Here is a 16,906-nt window from a genome sequence, read left to right on the forward strand (position 1 = left end):
CATTGTTATAAGTAAAAACCGCCTTCATAAATTAATATGCAGGGTGGTTTTTAGCATGATATTTTTGATAAACAAACATTTTAGAAATTAGGTGGAAAATTGTTATTAAAAGAAGAACTTAAAAACTTAAGAGAAAATGATTATAAATTATCTGAAGACATAAATATTGAGCATCTCATAAAACAAATGCAGGAAAACATTGGAGATATAGACAGCGAATTGAGGGATGATCTTATTTATTCAACTTTTGGCTATCTAATTTCCAATGATTTCTTATCGAAAGAAATGCTTAAACATATTTTAGAGACATGTCCGATTTTAAGCGCCTATCCCAAACATCTAAAATTTCTAAAGCTTCTTTACAATAATGGGAAAAATGGCCACTAAAATAAAACACTATCTTTGTTTGAGATAGTGTTAATAGGTAAGTTGCACATACCATTTAAATTCCTGATTCAATAATGGTTATCTGCAACACTTTATCTTTTACTTTGTTTATATCGTCAAGGTGGATATACAAAAATAATATTATATTTCGTTTTGATTACTTCACATTTTAGATGATATTAAAATGTCATTTGTCGATGTATACCCATCCAATGACATCGATGCAAAAGCTTTAATAGTAATAGCTGATACTGAGTAATACAGTTCCTCCATATCTTATTATTAATTTCTGAGTCTAATTATGCATAATAAATATAGAGATATACGTTTTATATTTCTGAAAATAATTAGAGTTATATAATTGTTAATTTGATTAAAATATCCAATATTACATTAAATTACATAATTAGATTGAAGTCTATATTATATCCTGAACCTTTCATTTCTTTTGCTAAGGGGATCTGCCACCCACCATTTTTATCAAAAGGAATGTAGACTACACCTGAAATATCATTAGGTGTTTCAACTTCTTGTTTTACTAAAGCACACACGTTATTTCTTCCAAGCTTTGCTATTAAATATCCATGCTCAAACACTACATTTTGTCTAGCTCTGTATAACTTTTTATCTTCATTATTCTTCTGATATCCAATGTCACATGGAGTATATAAAATAATACCAAAACTCACATTAGAATATTGTTCAATTTTTTCAATTATTGTCATTCCGTTGCTAGCTTGCTCATGTAAAATAATTGGCTCAAATCCCATTCTTTCAATAAAACGAGCTATTTCAAGTTTAAGCTCATTATCTTGTCCATGAACAATAAAAACTTTCGCTTTATCAATAACTACTTTTTTCTTTCTTTCAATAACCTCCACATTTTCTTTGATTTCTTTTGCTTCAGCCATTAATTGCTTAGTTATATCAGTTGTATATTTATCATAGTGCAATATATCTTCTGGAGATATATACATTATCAAACCTGTAGGCATATTATCATTTTCATATTCAGATAATTCCCGGGCAGACTTTTCAGTTGTAACAATTTTTAACCTGTTAATTTCTTCTTTTCTTAATACATATCCATTAACAATAAATTCCTCACTATTTTGATAAGGTATTAAAACATCTTTTATTATTTCATCTTTATCCGTTTCATCAATATTTGCCACAACCTTATTTGTCTTAGACTTTCCTATTTTTTCTTTAGTTTCTATTAAAATTTGATAATACAATTTATATCCTCCTTCGAAAAAATAGCAGATATTCCTTCGTACTATACACCTAAATTTAAAAAAAGCTTTCAAATAAAAATTTCTATGCGGATGTAAATTTATTATTATTTCTTGTAGTACAAAATGCTACATATCAGAATTAGAAACTAAAATTTTATAAGGGTATTATTTTAATCATGTTTTTCATCGGCCATAGTTACATATTCAATATTCCATCCAGCGTCCTTTAAATCTTCTTCATGATCCACAATTGTTTCTTCATGTACTGCAACACAGAGCAAATGGGAAGGTCTTGTAAGCCCAACATAAGTCATTTTTAGATTTTGTAATGTACGTTTCTTCTTCGTAGGTTTATGTTTCCCTTTAAAATAATCTAAGATTCTATGAACATCGTATTCATAATAAAATGTTTCAAGATAAAGTGTTGCGGTATGCGTTTCTCCTTTAACTCCATGTATAGTATCAAATTCAATTTCAATATCATTTTCCGATTTTTCGTGTGTGAAAATATTAGACTTTAAGGGCGTGGTTATTTCTCTCTCCTCTTTTTCTTCTATAAAAAAAGTAGATAATTGGTCAATATCTTGCCAGTTAAAGAGATCTTTAAGTCTAATTTTAATAAACTCTTTTACATCCTCATATATATTTTTGTCGTTTGAGATGGACAAGCACCAATCTGCCAGATTTAACAACAAACCTTGATAAGTTTCCTCGTCTTTCTCTTTTAGAAAATTTAATAAAGATTTTTCCGTAAAAAAATTATTATTCTCATCTTTTTCATTCATTATTTTTAAAGATTTTAATATCCCACACAAGATTGATTTCCTATATAGAGGAACACTTATATCATTCGTTTTCTCGTTAGGAAATTGTGTTACATATGAATATAAATAATCAAAGTCATTTCTTTGTTTAAGTTCTTTACTAAATCTCTTCCAATAATCTAAAAGAGTATCTTGTTTCGTATTTTCCCCTGCTACCCATGCGATTGCTTTAAAAGTAGTATTTTGCACTTTATTTAATTCATATTTTAATATCATATCGCCAAAATGAGGAAGTACTTTATCTATCGTTTCTTTATTAAATACAATAATAGTAGGTGAAATATCAGGAATACTCAAATTCCCTGTCAAATTTTGTGGACTAACACAAATATTCTTTACAACATTGGCTATCGCCGGTGAAAAACGTTTACTATCTGATATTGATAAAGACGGTTCTAATACATTCCAATTCCCTATAGCTTGATCAAGATCATAAATTGATTGATTCTGATCCCCTATCCTTTGCAATATAACTGAGTTATCAAATAAACTATTAAAAAGATTATTTTGATGTTTCATAGTATCTTGCATTTCATCTATAAAAACATATGAAAACCTTCTCGAAAAAACTCCTTTTATTTGCGGATATTTTGTAACATAATAATTTGCTAAAAAATAAGCATCATCGTAGCATAAAATTCCAAGTTTCAACATTTTCAACTTTAATTTTTTTAGATATCGATAAGAAGCCGTATCTTTATCTTTATAAATCAGATTACCATACATTCCGTTAGTTATATTAATCTCTTCATTATCATAGGTAAATCTCATTTTATAAATTAAGTTTGAATCTTTTTTTCTATTCCATAACGGTATCTTTGGGGTACCATTTGATAATATTCTTTTCGAATAGTTTCATTATAAATTTCATCATCAATTCTGTTCGGTCTTTTCCCGAGTATATTTATATATGCGGGTATAGCTAGATATTTATTTACAAAGGACTGAATTGTACTGCAATTGTTTGGATGACTGAAAAGTTTGAGTCCATTTATACCTAATTTTGTTTTAATTTCATTTATTGCTACGTTTGTGTGGGTTAATACACATATACCATCATTATTTTCAAGAGGCAGCTTCTTAGAGATTATAGCTAGTTTAGCCAACAAAGTTGTTGTTTTTCCACTACCAGGACAAGCTCTAATATCTTTTTTTTCTAAACATTTTATAATATCTCTTCTTTCATCATTAAATGTAATTCCTTCAGGTAAAAGTAGGCTTTCTGCATATTGTATATCAGCTTCAGTTATTTCAATCATCGTTATCTCCCTCTTCTGTCACATGAAATATTGCCTTAACTAGGTAATCTAATTTCTTATCAGATAGAATACGGGACTTTATGTCTTCTTGGTTAAGTTCATTTAAAATTCCAGCTAAACATTGTGCAGTAATTGCTTTTGAAATGTCTTTTTCAAGCATTAAGTTATAGTAAATATAAAAAGCTTTTTCTTCATTAGAAGTTTTCAACTCATCCCATTTTTTATATTGTTTATCTATTACTTCGCCAACTCCTTGTATTTTCTCTTCTGTTAAACCATAACGATTACTATTTTGTATTTTCTCAGCATATAACACTGCTTCAAAGAGTTCTTTTTGTAAGCAACTTAAAGCAATATCATATTCAAGAGTCCATTCTGGAGAAATAAATAATTTTACATATTGTCCCTCTATTCTTTCTTTTCTTTCTTTTCTTCTTTGGGCAATTGATTTTATATTTTCTTTATCTTTTTTGGTTTCAACATCATCTTTAACTAATTTATAGATATCTGGTTTTATATCATTATCAGTTATACATGAAACAGGAATATTCAATAGACCTTTCCTTTGTTCTTCTCTTTTAAAAATCCTTGAGTAACGAAGAAATGCTGTATTACCAACATTAACCAGTGAAACACCATACCTGGCAAGCGGTTTTCCAATTATTTTAGCTATAGTTGGAATAAGTAGATTTTCAGCATCACCCTCAACTAAAATTACTCCTTCAGCAAAAAACAAGTTTGCCTTCGTAGAATCTAAAAATCTTTCCAAAAAAAGATAATCTCCTTTTTCCAACTCAGTGTATGATGACCCCATTGGAAAAGCATTAAAGTCTTTACAAACAATTAAATTATTCAAACTTATTTTTGAAGCCAATTCAGGACTATGTGTTGTGAGAATTAATTGTATATCAGATTTTTCGGATTCAGTTTGAAGAAATTCAACTAATCTAACTTGAGCTTGTGTGTGTATATGTGCCTCAATCTCTTCTACTAAAGTGAGTTTTAGCCCTGAATAGTCTTCTCTTTTTAATAATAAAAGTTCTACTGCTATAAACAATAAGTTATGCGAGCCTAAACCAGCTTTTGTGGATGTTAAATTTAATCTTAATTTTTCAAGAATATTTTTCAATTTCAAATCTGAAATTGAAAAGTTAGAATCTAATTTATTTTTAATCCCCGAAAATTCTCCCAAATACTGATTTATTTCTTTAAGTAGTCCCTCTCCCTGCAAGTCTTCCAAAGCTTGCCCATGTTCGTCTAGACCTTCAAAGTAGTTTTTTATTTTTTTGTTGGCTGTTTTCATTATCTCAAAAAGATAATGTTCTTCTTCCTTATCTTTAAAAGATTCATGACTATCTAAAATTTGTGATAGTCTTGAATTTCTACGAGGAGCTAACTCTCTCTCTGCGTCCCGTAATGGAGTAAGATATATTGAACGAAGTAAATTCCTTGTCTCACCACTCAATAATTTGCCTTCTTCATCTGGTCCAGCTTTTATATCATAATAGACATTTCTTCCTTTACGTTTTGCAATTAAAAATACTTTTAGAAAATACTGAGATTTACCACCAATATCTTCAATACCTAACCATTCTAAAAAATGTTTTGCTTCATTATTGTTAAAACCTCTAAAAATACATTCAATACGTATTTCAGAAGCTCTTTTACTCTCATCATAACCTACTGGCAAATTAAAATCTTCCTGCTCAATCCTAATATACTCATAACTTTGGGTTAGTATAGTGTATTTAATTGCATCAATTATTGCTGTTTTTCCTGAATTATTTTCTCCTACTAATAAATTTAAACCCTTATTAAACTTCAATGAAATGCCTGGAAATATTCCATCTTCTGTTTCTTGTTGCCCATATTTTCTGAAATTCCAAATCCGAAGTTCTGATAAATACAAAAATGTCACCTCATTTGTAAATGTTTATTTCACTTTTTATCTACTAACTTCTTTACTTGACTCTCATAAGTTAAAATAGTCTTTTTGCTTCAATTTTTTTATATTCAATAATATTTTATAATTATACTTACCTATTTTTTGAAGTACAAGAAAATTGCAGTAAAATATCTGTAATTATTTCAGACTTTAATAACTCTAATTCAATTTCGTTAAAAAATAGTAATTTTATAAATTTGTTAATCCAATTTTTCAAAAATAGAAATTTACTGGATGTGAAGAGAGCGAGAAATAGTCAATATAAATCACTCCTTACGCGTCTTGAAAACGATAATCAACATGTCCGTATATTACACACCAAAAAAACAATCATGGATTCTCCTTTTTGTCCCGAACTAATTTTCCATGAAGAAAAAACGGATACTCTTCAATTTCAACCTCATTCAGCACAAAATAATCCTCAATCCATTCCATTACCTTTTCTTCGTATATTTCCCGTTCCTCTAGAGACATCATATACCTTTCTCCTTTTCTGCTTTTAAACCATTAAAAAACGTGTCAGATGAGAATAATCCAACAAGCAAAAAAATTGATTTTCTATAAACTTTCCGCAATTCCAGCCATTATATATTGATCACATGGTAAAGCAATCGAATTTCCAAGTGCTTTTATCACTAATTGCTTTTCCCCCATAATCATAGGCTGTCCATCCTTCAGGCAATCCCATTAAACGCCCACATTCCAATGGTGTCAGCTGTCGGATAAATCCTTCTTTTTCTTTCCCTTCATATCAAAAAGAGAAATAATTCACTTCTGCTGCTAGCAAAGTTGGAAAAGGGTCACTTGGTCGGCCGAAACTTCCAATGAATTCGTTTTGATTTTTGGTTTTTGCTGCACTTTGCATGTGTCTTTCTTGAAAGGGACGGATGACGGGTATTCTCCCCCGTTTCTTCAAAAGATATTCGACTGGCTCCGGCAGCGGCCTCCTGTTTTTTCCGCGAGACGCAGAAAACGGCTGCAGGTCACGGATTTAAATAGTATTTCTTTGGCACGATTCCCCCTAAAATCTGCCACGAGGAAGATACTTTGAGCGCGAGTGCGTATTCCCCAATATTGGGTGTCCAAGAGCCGCCAGCACATATCAATCTTACTCCATTCCTGCGTTGGCCAATGTTCCAGAAGGAGGCAAAGGAGACATTAAAATTTCGGTATTTGTGAAGGACTCCAGGACGGCTTTAAAATCCATCCGGTCATTTGATGAAAAATCTCCCATGACGTTTTCCCAAACAGCGATAACTGGATATGTTCCATTGGATGCCTCCTTCATTTCTTCAACTATTAGGAATGCTTGATAAAACAAATTCGATTGCTTTCCGTCTAACCCCTCTCTTCTTCCGATATTTGATAAGTTCTGACATGGAGAACTAAATGTAATAATATGATCAGGTGGTATTTCCCCACCATCTATTTTTGTAATATCCCTAAATGAAGTATGTTAGGAAAATAGCTTTGTGTAATAGAGATAGGGGCTTTCTCAACTTCTCTCGCCCATACGGGTTTAATTCGATGACGATAAGTTGCGAGAGGAAATACACCTATACCATCAAAGAGATTTCCTAGTGTTAGTGTTGTCATATATAATCGCCACCCTATTCACAAATCTCATTACGAATAATTTTATATATAATGAATCTTCACAAAATTATTTTTGTACAAAAAAATAGACGTTCAGTTTATTTGAACGTCTAAAAGTATGGCATCAAATTAAAAGTAGAATATTAAATTTCACATGTCTCCTCGCAACAGGTCAATTCCTACTGAAACTTCAACATAGTATTTTAACACTTTTTTCTGTCATTTTCACCATTTGCCTTAAAGTAAGAATGCTAGTAAAACACCTTGAAATTAAGGATTTCTACGTAGTTTCCCATTCAAGCAGAACAACTGCTTCTGTATGATTTGTATGCGGAAAGAGATCCACCGGTGTTACCGGACTGACCTGATAGCCTTCTTTGTTTAAATATTTCAAATCTCTCTGCAGCGTACTCGGATTGCAGGAAATATATATAATTTTCTCAGGCTGTACTTCAACAAGACTATCGAGAAATGCTTCATGGCATCCCTTTCTCGGCGGGTCAACAAATACAACATCCGGCTTAATGCCTTTTTTGACCAGTTCTTTCATCACTTCTTCGGATTTTCCGAGATAATATTCTGCGTGATGAATACCGTTCAGTTCAGCATTTTCCCTGGCATCCACAACTGCCGATTCCACCACTTCAATACCAATAATTTTCTCTGCATAATCTCCGGCACACTGACCGATTGTACCAATACCGCAGTATGTGTCCATAATTGTTTCTGTCCCGGTCAAACCTGCCGCTTCAATGGCTTTCTGATACAGTTTTTCAGTCTGGGAATGATTCACCTGATAGAACGATTTTGCTCTGATTTTAAATTTTTTGCCGAGCAGCTCATCTGTAATATATGCATGACCCTTTAATACGATTGTCTCATCGCCGTAAATAACATTGGTTTTCTTCGTGTTAATATTTTGAATGATACTCACGACCTCAGGGAATTCTTTATTCAGCATCTGGATAATATCCTGAAACTGATTCTTTCTGCCATTTGTAATAAAGCCTACCTGCACCTCTGTATTGTCATGGTTTGAACGGATAACGAGATGCCTCAGCAGTCCTTTATGTGTCGCTTCATCGTATATTGAAACACTGTCCAGATACGGGCGGATTTTATTCATCAGCTGATTGTGCAGATCTTTTTGAATATAACAGGTTTTAATATCCACAATGTCATGACTGCGCGGCTTATAGAAGCCCATCTGTACTTTGCCGTTCACTCTCTTCACAGGAATCTGTGACTTGTTACGGTAATGATGCGGTGCTTCCATACCGACTGTATCAAACGTCTCAATATCAAGCTTTGCCTGTCTGTTCATATTACGGTCCACAGTCTGCTTTTTAAAATTCAGCTGCTCACTGTAGCTGAGCGGCTGAATCTGACAGCCGCCGCACTGGTAATAATATTCACACGGCGGCTCTACACGGTTATTTGACGGCTCTAATATATTTAAATTTCTTCCGAATCCAAAATTTTTATTTGCTTTAATCACTTTAAATTGAATCTTTTCGTCTTTTAACACATCTTTAATAAATACCGGATAGCCGTCCACTTTGATGACACCCATTCCTTCATGGGTATAATCTGTCACAGTCCCTGTATATACTTCGTTTTTTACCACTGTTTTCATATCTATTCCTCTCAGACATCTTCAATATTTTCATTATAACAAACAAATAGCCAAGCTTCTGCTTGACTACTTATTGTGCTCATCATAAAATTTTCGGGGCACCCTGATGGTTAAATGCTGCTGCAGGTTTTCAAACCGTGCAGGGAGCACGCCGCCGAATTCACCGTCTAAATTCAGCTGTACGTCTTCATAGGAAGATGCACTGACTTCTCTTGCTTTTACATAGTGTACTTTTGGATGCTCAAGATGTTCTCCGCGTGTCGCCATAGAAAGTATCCGTGCCAGTTCCAGTAAAGTCACTTCTTCTACATACAGTACTGAAAACAATCCGTCATTGAATTTCGCATTCGGAACAAGCTTATCAAAACCACCGATGGAATTGGTCAGACCGATTAAAAACATCATCACCTGACCCTCATGAACCACACCGTCCAGTTCCAGACGGATATTTGAACTCGTCATCTGCGGCAGCTTTTCAATTCCTTTTACATAGTATGCGAGCGGTCCGATAATCGACTTCAATTTACTCGGCGCCTCGTAGGATACTTCTGTTAATTTACCGCCTCCGGCAATATTCATAAAATATTTACCGTTCATGTAACCGACATCGAGCTTCATCGGGATACCATTCACAATATTATCGACCGCTTCCATCACCTGATTTGGTATGTACAATGCAGACGCAAAATCATTTACCGTCCCCATTGGAATAATACCGAGTTCCGGTCTGTTTTCTTTCGCAGCAACACCATTAATGACTTCACTGACTGTGCCGTCACCGCCGACCGCAATAATAATATCAAAATCATGTTCACATGCAAAAGCGGCAGCATCGACAGCATCTCCCTTATACCTTGTCGCATGCACACTGGTAATATAGCCCTGTTCTTCCAAGCGTATCAATACATCAGGCAGTATCTGCTTAAATACTTCCCGACCTGCAGTTGGATTATAAATGATTCTCACAGTTTTCATTTTCTTCTCCTATTTCTACGTCCGGCATATGTGTAACAGAGATAAACGCTCAGCACAAATACAGCAAGCTGAACAGCTTTCATCAATGTCTCGTACTCAGTCATCGACAAAACAAATAAGCCTCCGATTAAAAGGCAGTTTATAATAATTACAAATTTAAACCACATTCCGATTCCCGCGTGCACTCATAATATTATAAAACAATGCCTCTTTTTTAAGCTGATATTCTTCCCTGCTTAATTGTAAATCATTCAGCTGCTTTTTTAATTCTATAAATTTTTTAAATTCTGATTCATCACTGTTAATGGATAGTTTGCAGTCCAGTATCTCTTCTTTCCGCTCTTCCCCGTGTGCCATGAATATAAAGTTCACAGAATCATCGTCAAAACTGCCTCTCACAATTGTTTCGTTTGAATAATACGGCGAGAAACTGTGGACAATCTCATATCCTTCCGCCATTAAGACATCAGGAAGTTCGGCCACCTGATTTTGTGATTTTAATATTACCAGAATATCAATATCTTCACGTGTATCCATCGATGCAAAACTCGATGATCCGATATGATGTACTTCAATCACATTGGATTTAAAATGGTCAAGCATCTGAAGTGAAGCTTCAACGTATTTTTGTTTTGCTAAATCATAGTATGAGTTTTTTTTCATCATTATTCATCCCTAAGTATTACTAATGAAAAGTAATTTGTGTATAATAAAAAATGATATTTATATATTTTTCATATTATATCATATCTAAATGAAAAATATATACCACTACTCGGAGGATTAAGATGAAAAAAATATTAGTTGTTCTTTTATTCGTAATTTTCTTTATCGGTGTGTATTTGAACTTCGGGGCAGACCGCCCGCTCGACCAGCTGTCACTGACCTCTTCAAATGACAACAGTGCTGAAGAGAGTACGAATGAAACAGACGAAGACACGGATGAAAATAATTCTGAAAATGGTAATCAGAGTACTTCCAATGATGGTGCGGCAGAAGCTGTTACTTTCAGTCAGCCGGCGTTAAATGAAAAGTTTGAAGATGCTGCTGGCAGTAACGAACCGTTGATTATCGATCTTCTGCTTCCATCCTACTATAATGATGATTTTACGGATCGCTTGACAGAGATGTTCGGCTCCAATAATGTACAATTCAACCGTCAGGAACTGGATGTTAATTCGACTGACTTAAGTGAAGTATCCATCAGCGATAACAGTGATGCAGTCATTATCGATGCACTTCAAATTCAGGATTATAACGATGAAGTATTATTCGACCGCAGTGAGGGCAACATTACAGATGTCTACCTGAATATCTTCAATGATGACCGCGTTGCGTACATTCTCGGCAATCCAAATGTTCACGAACATGAAAATCTTGCCGGTGTTCTGGAAGACGATGCAGATTATTTCTCGGAGAATGATTATTATTATATTGATAATCAGGACCTTGAAGTCAGTGAAGATTATGATTACGATGCCGAATTGATATCAGCTTCAGCAGAAGATCAAATCATCCAGAACATATATGATTATTTAGTTGAATAGAACTTTTAGAACAGAAATTCATGATAAATATGAATTTCTGTTTTTTTATCAAAATGCCGGCATAAGTTCTGATTGATGTCATAGGTTGAAGCATTCACTAATAGAATTAGGTCTAAATACCTTCTGCGGCGCCGTTCAGAGCTTTAAGTGTCCCTTAGACCAACTGTTAATCCACTCAAAATTTAATACAAAAAAGCATGTATGATCAGGTTCAATCATACATGCTTTAAATATACTGCTTTAAACTGTATTATCTTTTATTAATTTCTTCAATTAAGATACTGTTAACCAATTTTGGATTTGCCTGACCTTTTGATTTTTTCATAATCTGGCCGACAAGGAATCCGATAGCACGGTCTTTACCGTTTTTGTAGTCTTCAATGGACTGTTCATTCTGATCCAGCACTTCTGTAACCATTTCAGTTAAAATTTTAGGATCTGAGATTTGTTCCATACCAAGGTCCTTAACCACTTTTTTAGCTTTTCCGCCTTTTTCAACAAGAACAGAGAACACTTTTTTCGCCTGCTTACTTGAAATCGTGCCGTCTTCGATTAATGTAATCATTTCAGATAAATTCTCAGGTGTTAATTCAACACTGCTTAATTCTGTCTGGTTTTTATTCAAGTATTCATTGACGTTCCCCATAAGCCAGTTGGATGCCAGTTTCGCATCGGCTGAGTGTGTTTCAATCATCTCATTAAAGAAATCAGATGTCTCTTTATTCATCGTTAAGATGTCAGCATCATATTCAGGCAGCTTATACTCGTTAACGTATTTTTCCTTGAGCTCATCAGGAAGTGCCGGGATGCTTGCACGTACACGGTCTTTCCACACCTGGTCGATATGAATATCCACCAGATCCGGTTCAGGGAAATATCTGTAATCATCGGAACCTTCTTTAACACGCATTAAAATAGTCTCACCCGTTTTTTCGTCATAACGGCGGGTCTCCTGTTCAATTTCACCGCCGGACATTAATACCTGTTCCTGGCGTTTTTCTTCATGTTCAAGACCTTTTCTTACAAAGTTAAACGAGTTTAAGTTTTTAAGCTCCGCTTTTGTTCCGAATTCTTCCTGACCGTACGGGCGGAGGGAAATATTAGCATCACATCTAAGTGAACCCTCTTCCATTTTTACATCAGATACACCTGTGTACTGAATAATGGATTTTAATTTCTCGAGATATTTATATGCTTCTTCAGGCGTCCGGATATCCGGTTCTGACACGATTTCAACGAGCGGTGTCCCCTGTCTGTTTAAATCTACAAGTGAATGATCATCTTTGTGTGATGATTTTCCTGCATCTTCTTCAAGATGGAGGCGTGTAATGCCGATTCGTTTTGTTTCACCGTCTATTTCGATTTCAAGCCATCCGTTTTCACCAATCGGCTTATCAAACTGAGAAATTTGATATGCTTTCGGGTTATCCGGATAGAAATAGTTCTTACGGTCGAACTTAGTCACATCGGCAATATCCATATTTAATGCCATAGCTGCCTTCATACCAAAATTGACTGCTTCTTTGTTTGGCACCGGCAGTGTTCCCGGATACGCTAAATCAACCACACTTAAATTCGTGTTCGGATCTTTACCAAAATGAGCAGGAGCACTTGAGAACATTTTAGTATCTGTCTTTAACTCAACGTGGACTTCAAGTCCAATGACTGTTTCTAAATGCATTATCTCAACTCCTTTTGAATTTCTTTTAATTCTTCGTGTAAATTACATTTCTCTTCAAATTTATAAGCTGCATTATAAATTTTATTCTCTTCAAAATGACTTGCTAAAATCTGCAGTCCGATTGGGCGTTTATTGGAACTCAAGCCGCACGGAATGGATAATGCAGGCATCCCTGTCAGATTGGCAGGAATAGTCAGGATATCATCTTTGTACATTTTCAGTTTATCATCAGTTTTCTCACCGATATTGTAGGCAGGTGAAGTCGTTGTCGGACCAATGATTAAATCGTATTCCGACAGGACACTTTTCACTTCAGACTCGAGCAGGCTGCGCAGTTTCTGTGCACGGATATAATACGCATCATAATGACCGGCACTCAGCACGAAAGTTCCAAGCATAATACGGCGTTTAACTTCATCACCGAATCCTTCTGCACGGGTTTTCTTATATAAATCTTCAAGGCTTTCAGCGTCTTTTGCACTGTGTCCGTAACGGATACCGTCAAATCTTGCCAGGTTGGCACTCGCTTCACTGGACGCAATTAAATAATACGCGGATACAACATATTTAGTGTGAGGCAGGGACACTGTTTCCACTGTTGCACCTAAAGATTCAAACGTTTTAACTGCATTTTGAACGGCTTCATTGACCTCATCATCAATACCTTCACCTGTATATTCTTTAGGCAGGGCAATTTTTAGACCTGTTAAATCTTTATCAATGCCGTCAAGGAAATCTGCATCGATTCCCGGCATACTTGTAGAATCATAGTCACTCTGACCTTGAATGACATTTAAAATTTTCGCATTATCCCGCACATTTCTTGTGATTGGACCAATCTGATCCAGTGACGATGCGAAAGCAACGAGACCGTAACGTGACACTCTGCCGTATGTCGGTTTCATACCGACCACTCCACAGAATGCTGCCGGCTGACGGACTGACCCGCCTGTATCCGAACCGAGTGAAAACGGTGCAAACCCTGCTGCAACAGCTGCTGCCGAGCCACCGGATGAGCCGCCCGGTACTGCATCTGTATCCCATGGATTTCTTGTCAATTTGAAATAAGACGTTTCCGTGGACCCGCCCATCGCAAACTCGTCCATATTTTGTTTACCAATCAGGACAGGGGATTCATTATTTAATTTTTCAATCACTGTTGCATCATAAACAGGGTTAAAATCTTCAAGCATGCGGCTCGCACATGTTGTTAAAATATCTTTAGTGACGATATTATCCTTAATTCCCATTGGAATACCAAATAATGCTCCGTCCATTTTATCTTCTGCCTGAAGTGCATCTAAATGTTCTGCCTGCTTCAGCGCATCTTCCTTATTTAAAAATAAAAAAGAGCCGATGGTTTCATCTGATGCTTCAATGCGTTCATAATACGCACGAATCACTTCTGACGGCTTAATTTCTTTATCCTGAATCTTATCGTACAGTTCTTCGACTGTCAGTTCATGTATATTCACAGTAGGCCTCCTTACAGCATTTTAGGGACTTTAAATTGTCCGTCCTGAGTGGATTTTGCATTTTTTAATGCGTCTTCCTGAGAGATTGGTGTTTCAATTTCATCTTCACGAAGTACATTATTTAAATCAAGTGCATGAAACATTGGATCTGTTGAGGCTAAATCTACTTCTTCCAGCTGCTTTGCATATACAACAATTTCATCTAATTCTTTCTGCATTGCCTGCGCCTTATCTTCATCCTGAATTTCAATACGCGCGAGATGTGCAATATGTTTTACTGTGTCCAGACTAATTTCAGACATATTAACCCTCCATTTTTAAAATAGAACATATAAATCTTATCAAAAATCACTTGAAAAATCTAATCTTTCTGCATGATACCGGTTACAGACGGCCTTTTTTCATCTGTGTATTCAGAAGTATTAAATAATACTGTTGTTTTTTATTTTTTAATCGGTATAATTAGTTTCAACCGACTTAATGGTATATTTTTACACCATTGAAAATCCTGTCATATCAGTGTTTAAGCTTATTGCTGGTGGGGAATAGTCAACAAATCAAGTTGCAATAGAAATATCGTTTATGTATGGTGTTTAATATAGTGTTTAATTTAGGAGGGGAAAAATTTGATACTTAGTAATATGAACTTCACATTTACTGCAGGATGGGAACAATTTATAATGATTGCCATCTATTTTGCAGGTATGCTGTACATTGGTTACTATGCATACAAAAAATCAACATCCAGTCTGGATGAATATACTCTCGGGGGACGTAACCTCGGCCCGTGGGTAACAGCATTATCAGCAGGTGCATCAGATATGTCCGGTTGGATGCTGATGGGGCTTCCCGGCGGAATGTACGATGCAGGACTTTCAACTGCCTGGATGGGTATTGGTCTGACACTCGGTGCGTACGTCAACTACTTCGTTGTCGCACCAAGACTTCGTGTATACTCTGAGGTTTCCGAAAACTCTATCACCCTGCCGGACTTCTTTGAAAACAGGTATAAGGACAGACAACATATTTTAAGAATTGTTGCCGGTCTTGTTATCGTTGTATTCTTCGCAGTTTATACTGCAAGTGGAATGGTATCCGGTGGTAAACTGTTCCAAAACGCATTTAATATGGATTACCATTGGGGATTAATTCTCACAGCAAGTGTTGTTATTTTCTATACTTTCCTTGGTGGTTATTTCGCAGTTAGTCTGACAGACTTATTCCAAGGTACAATCATGTTTATCGCGATTGTTTTAATCCCTATTGTCGCATGGCAGTACCTTACAGGACAAGTTGCCGAACCTTTTGTAAGACTGGAAGAAATCGGTGCCTTGAATGATGTCAACTACCTTTCATTTATCAGTGGTGTCTCATTTATTACGATTATAAGTAACTTCACATGGTTCTTCGGCTACTTCGGTCAGCCGCATATTATCGTAAGATTTATGTCAATTACATCACATAAAAAATTACCTATGGCAAGACGTATTGGTATCTCCTGGATGGCAATCGGCCTGATTGGTGTTTCTTTAACCGGTCTCTTAGGTGTTGTATTCATCGATGTATCTCAAAATGAAATTGCAGACTCTGAAACTATTTTAATACTGATGAGTCAGGTACTCTTCCATCCATTAATCGGTGGATTCTTCTTAGCAGCAATACTGGCTGCGATTATGAGTACAGTTTCTTCTCAATTATTGGTAACGTCCAGTTCTTTGGTTCAGGATTTCTATAAAATGATCCGCCGTGTCGTTGTAAAAGAGGAAACAAAATCAAAAGAACAGCTGGACCGACTTTTTGTCACTGCCAGCAGAATCGCAGTTATTGTTGTATCCATTGTTGCCATTGGAATTGCATGGGACGAAGATTCAGTAATATTAGATATCGTTGCCAACGCATGGGCAGGCTTTGGTGCCGCGTTTGGTCCACTTGTTGTCCTTTCACTTCACTGGAAAGGTATGACACGTAACGGGGCAGTTGCAGCCATTATCGGTGGTGCCGCAACAGTCATCATCTGGATCGGTTTCGGAGGATTTACAACACTTCCGTTCATGCCTGATGAGTATATTTATGAAATGATTCCAGGTGTCATTGTTTCCACTCTTGCTGCTGTGATAGTTAGTAAAGCATCCAGCAATAAAGGAAATGAGGAAGCAATTCAGAAAGAATTTGCCGAAACAGAACGTATTTTGAAAGAAGATTAACTTCATCTCAGAAGAGAACAGCTGTGTCAGTCAACTGTGCAACTTGAAGATTCCAAATTTGTTTATAAGAAACCGGGACTAAATTTTTAATTAAGTCCCGGTTTTTTGTCACTGTTTAAAAAACATTATCTATCCTGCT

The 16,906-nt window shown here is 35.4% G+C and carries 15 protein-coding genes; 3 read left to right on the forward strand and 12 right to left on the reverse strand.

The window, feature by feature from the left end:
* Positions 1–99: 99 nt before the first annotated feature.
* On the forward strand, positions 100–387 hold the full coding sequence (locus tag ACFSX4_RS13180; RefSeq protein WP_377775668.1) for a hypothetical protein: 288 nt from the start codon (positions 100–102) through the stop codon (positions 385–387).
* A 398-nt stretch (positions 388–785) separates the two neighbouring features.
* On the opposite strand, the gene ACFSX4_RS13185 is transcribed toward ACFSX4_RS13180, so the two are convergent.
* From ACFSX4_RS13185 to ACFSX4_RS13225, 9 genes are all read right to left on the reverse strand, one after another.
* On the reverse strand, positions 786–1,625 hold the full coding sequence (locus tag ACFSX4_RS13185; protein ID WP_377775670.1) for a TIR domain-containing protein: 840 nt from the start codon (positions 1,623–1,625) through the stop codon (positions 786–788).
* Positions 1,626–1,795: 170 nt separating this feature from the next.
* Positions 1,796–3,220 (reverse strand): UvrD-helicase domain-containing protein, encoded by a 1,425-nt coding sequence (locus ACFSX4_RS13190; protein ID WP_377775672.1) that lies wholly within the window; start codon positions 3,218–3,220, stop codon positions 1,796–1,798.
* An 8-nt stretch (positions 3,221–3,228) separates the two neighbouring features.
* Complete coding sequence (locus ACFSX4_RS13195; protein WP_377775674.1) at positions 3,229–3,708, reverse strand: UvrD-helicase domain-containing protein; 480 nt, start codon at positions 3,706–3,708, stop codon at positions 3,229–3,231.
* Complete coding sequence (locus ACFSX4_RS13200; protein ID WP_377775676.1) at positions 3,701–5,617, reverse strand: ATP-dependent nuclease; 1,917 nt, start codon at positions 5,615–5,617, stop codon at positions 3,701–3,703. The genes ACFSX4_RS13195 and ACFSX4_RS13200 overlap by 8 nt, the downstream gene beginning before the upstream one ends.
* A 366-nt stretch (positions 5,618–5,983) precedes the next feature.
* Entirely contained in the window at positions 5,984–6,130 is a 147-nt protein-coding gene (locus ACFSX4_RS13205; protein WP_377775678.1) for a hypothetical protein, read from the reverse strand.
* Positions 6,131–6,761: 631 nt separating this feature from the next.
* Positions 6,762–7,091 carry a DNA cytosine methyltransferase gene (locus ACFSX4_RS13210; protein ID WP_377775925.1) on the reverse strand — a complete coding sequence of 110 codons (330 nt, stop codon included), beginning with the start codon at positions 7,089–7,091 and terminating at the stop codon, positions 6,762–6,764.
* Between the two features lie 438 nt (positions 7,092–7,529).
* Positions 7,530–8,885, reverse strand: coding sequence for a 23S rRNA (uracil(1939)-C(5))-methyltransferase RlmD (gene rlmD / locus ACFSX4_RS13215; protein ID WP_377775680.1), 1,356 nt, complete (start codon positions 8,883–8,885; stop codon positions 7,530–7,532).
* 66 nt (positions 8,886–8,951) lie between these two features.
* Entirely contained in the window at positions 8,952–9,860 is a 909-nt protein-coding gene (locus tag ACFSX4_RS13220; protein WP_377775682.1) for a diacylglycerol kinase, read from the reverse strand.
* Between the two features lie 156 nt (positions 9,861–10,016).
* On the reverse strand, positions 10,017–10,523 hold the full coding sequence (locus ACFSX4_RS13225; protein WP_377775684.1) for a GrpB family protein: 507 nt from the start codon (positions 10,521–10,523) through the stop codon (positions 10,017–10,019).
* Positions 10,524–10,648: 125 nt separating this feature from the next.
* Between ACFSX4_RS13225 and ACFSX4_RS13230 the strand changes: the two genes are divergently transcribed.
* Positions 10,649–11,407 carry a hypothetical protein gene (locus ACFSX4_RS13230; protein WP_377775686.1) on the forward strand — a complete coding sequence of 253 codons (759 nt, stop codon included), beginning with the start codon at positions 10,649–10,651 and terminating at the stop codon, positions 11,405–11,407.
* Between the two features lie 250 nt (positions 11,408–11,657).
* Here ACFSX4_RS13230 and gatB read toward each other — a convergent pair whose 3' ends face one another.
* The 3 genes from gatB to gatC are packed head-to-tail and all read right to left on the reverse strand — an operon-like array spanning position 11,658 to position 14,865.
* Entirely contained in the window at positions 11,658–13,088 is a 1,431-nt protein-coding gene (gene gatB, locus ACFSX4_RS13235; RefSeq protein ID WP_377775688.1) for an Asp-tRNA(Asn)/Glu-tRNA(Gln) amidotransferase subunit GatB, read from the reverse strand.
* Positions 13,088–14,563, reverse strand: coding sequence for an Asp-tRNA(Asn)/Glu-tRNA(Gln) amidotransferase subunit GatA (gene gatA, locus ACFSX4_RS13240; RefSeq protein ID WP_377775690.1), 1,476 nt, complete (start codon positions 14,561–14,563; stop codon positions 13,088–13,090). Before gatA ends, gatB begins: the two co-directional genes overlap by 1 nt.
* 11 nt (positions 14,564–14,574) lie before the next feature.
* Entirely contained in the window at positions 14,575–14,865 is a 291-nt protein-coding gene (gatC, locus tag ACFSX4_RS13245; protein ID WP_377775692.1) for an Asp-tRNA(Asn)/Glu-tRNA(Gln) amidotransferase subunit GatC, read from the reverse strand.
* Between the two features lie 339 nt (positions 14,866–15,204).
* Here gatC and putP point away from each other — a divergent pair, with 339 nt between their 5' ends.
* Positions 15,205–16,767, forward strand: coding sequence for a sodium/proline symporter PutP (gene putP / locus ACFSX4_RS13250; RefSeq protein ID WP_377775926.1), 1,563 nt, complete (start codon positions 15,205–15,207; stop codon positions 16,765–16,767).
* Positions 16,768–16,906: the final 139 nt, after the last annotated feature.

Origin of the sequence: Corticicoccus populi (assembly GCF_042686195.1) — a bacterium.
Classification (GTDB): Bacteria; Bacillota; Bacilli; order Staphylococcales; family Salinicoccaceae; genus Corticicoccus; species Corticicoccus populi.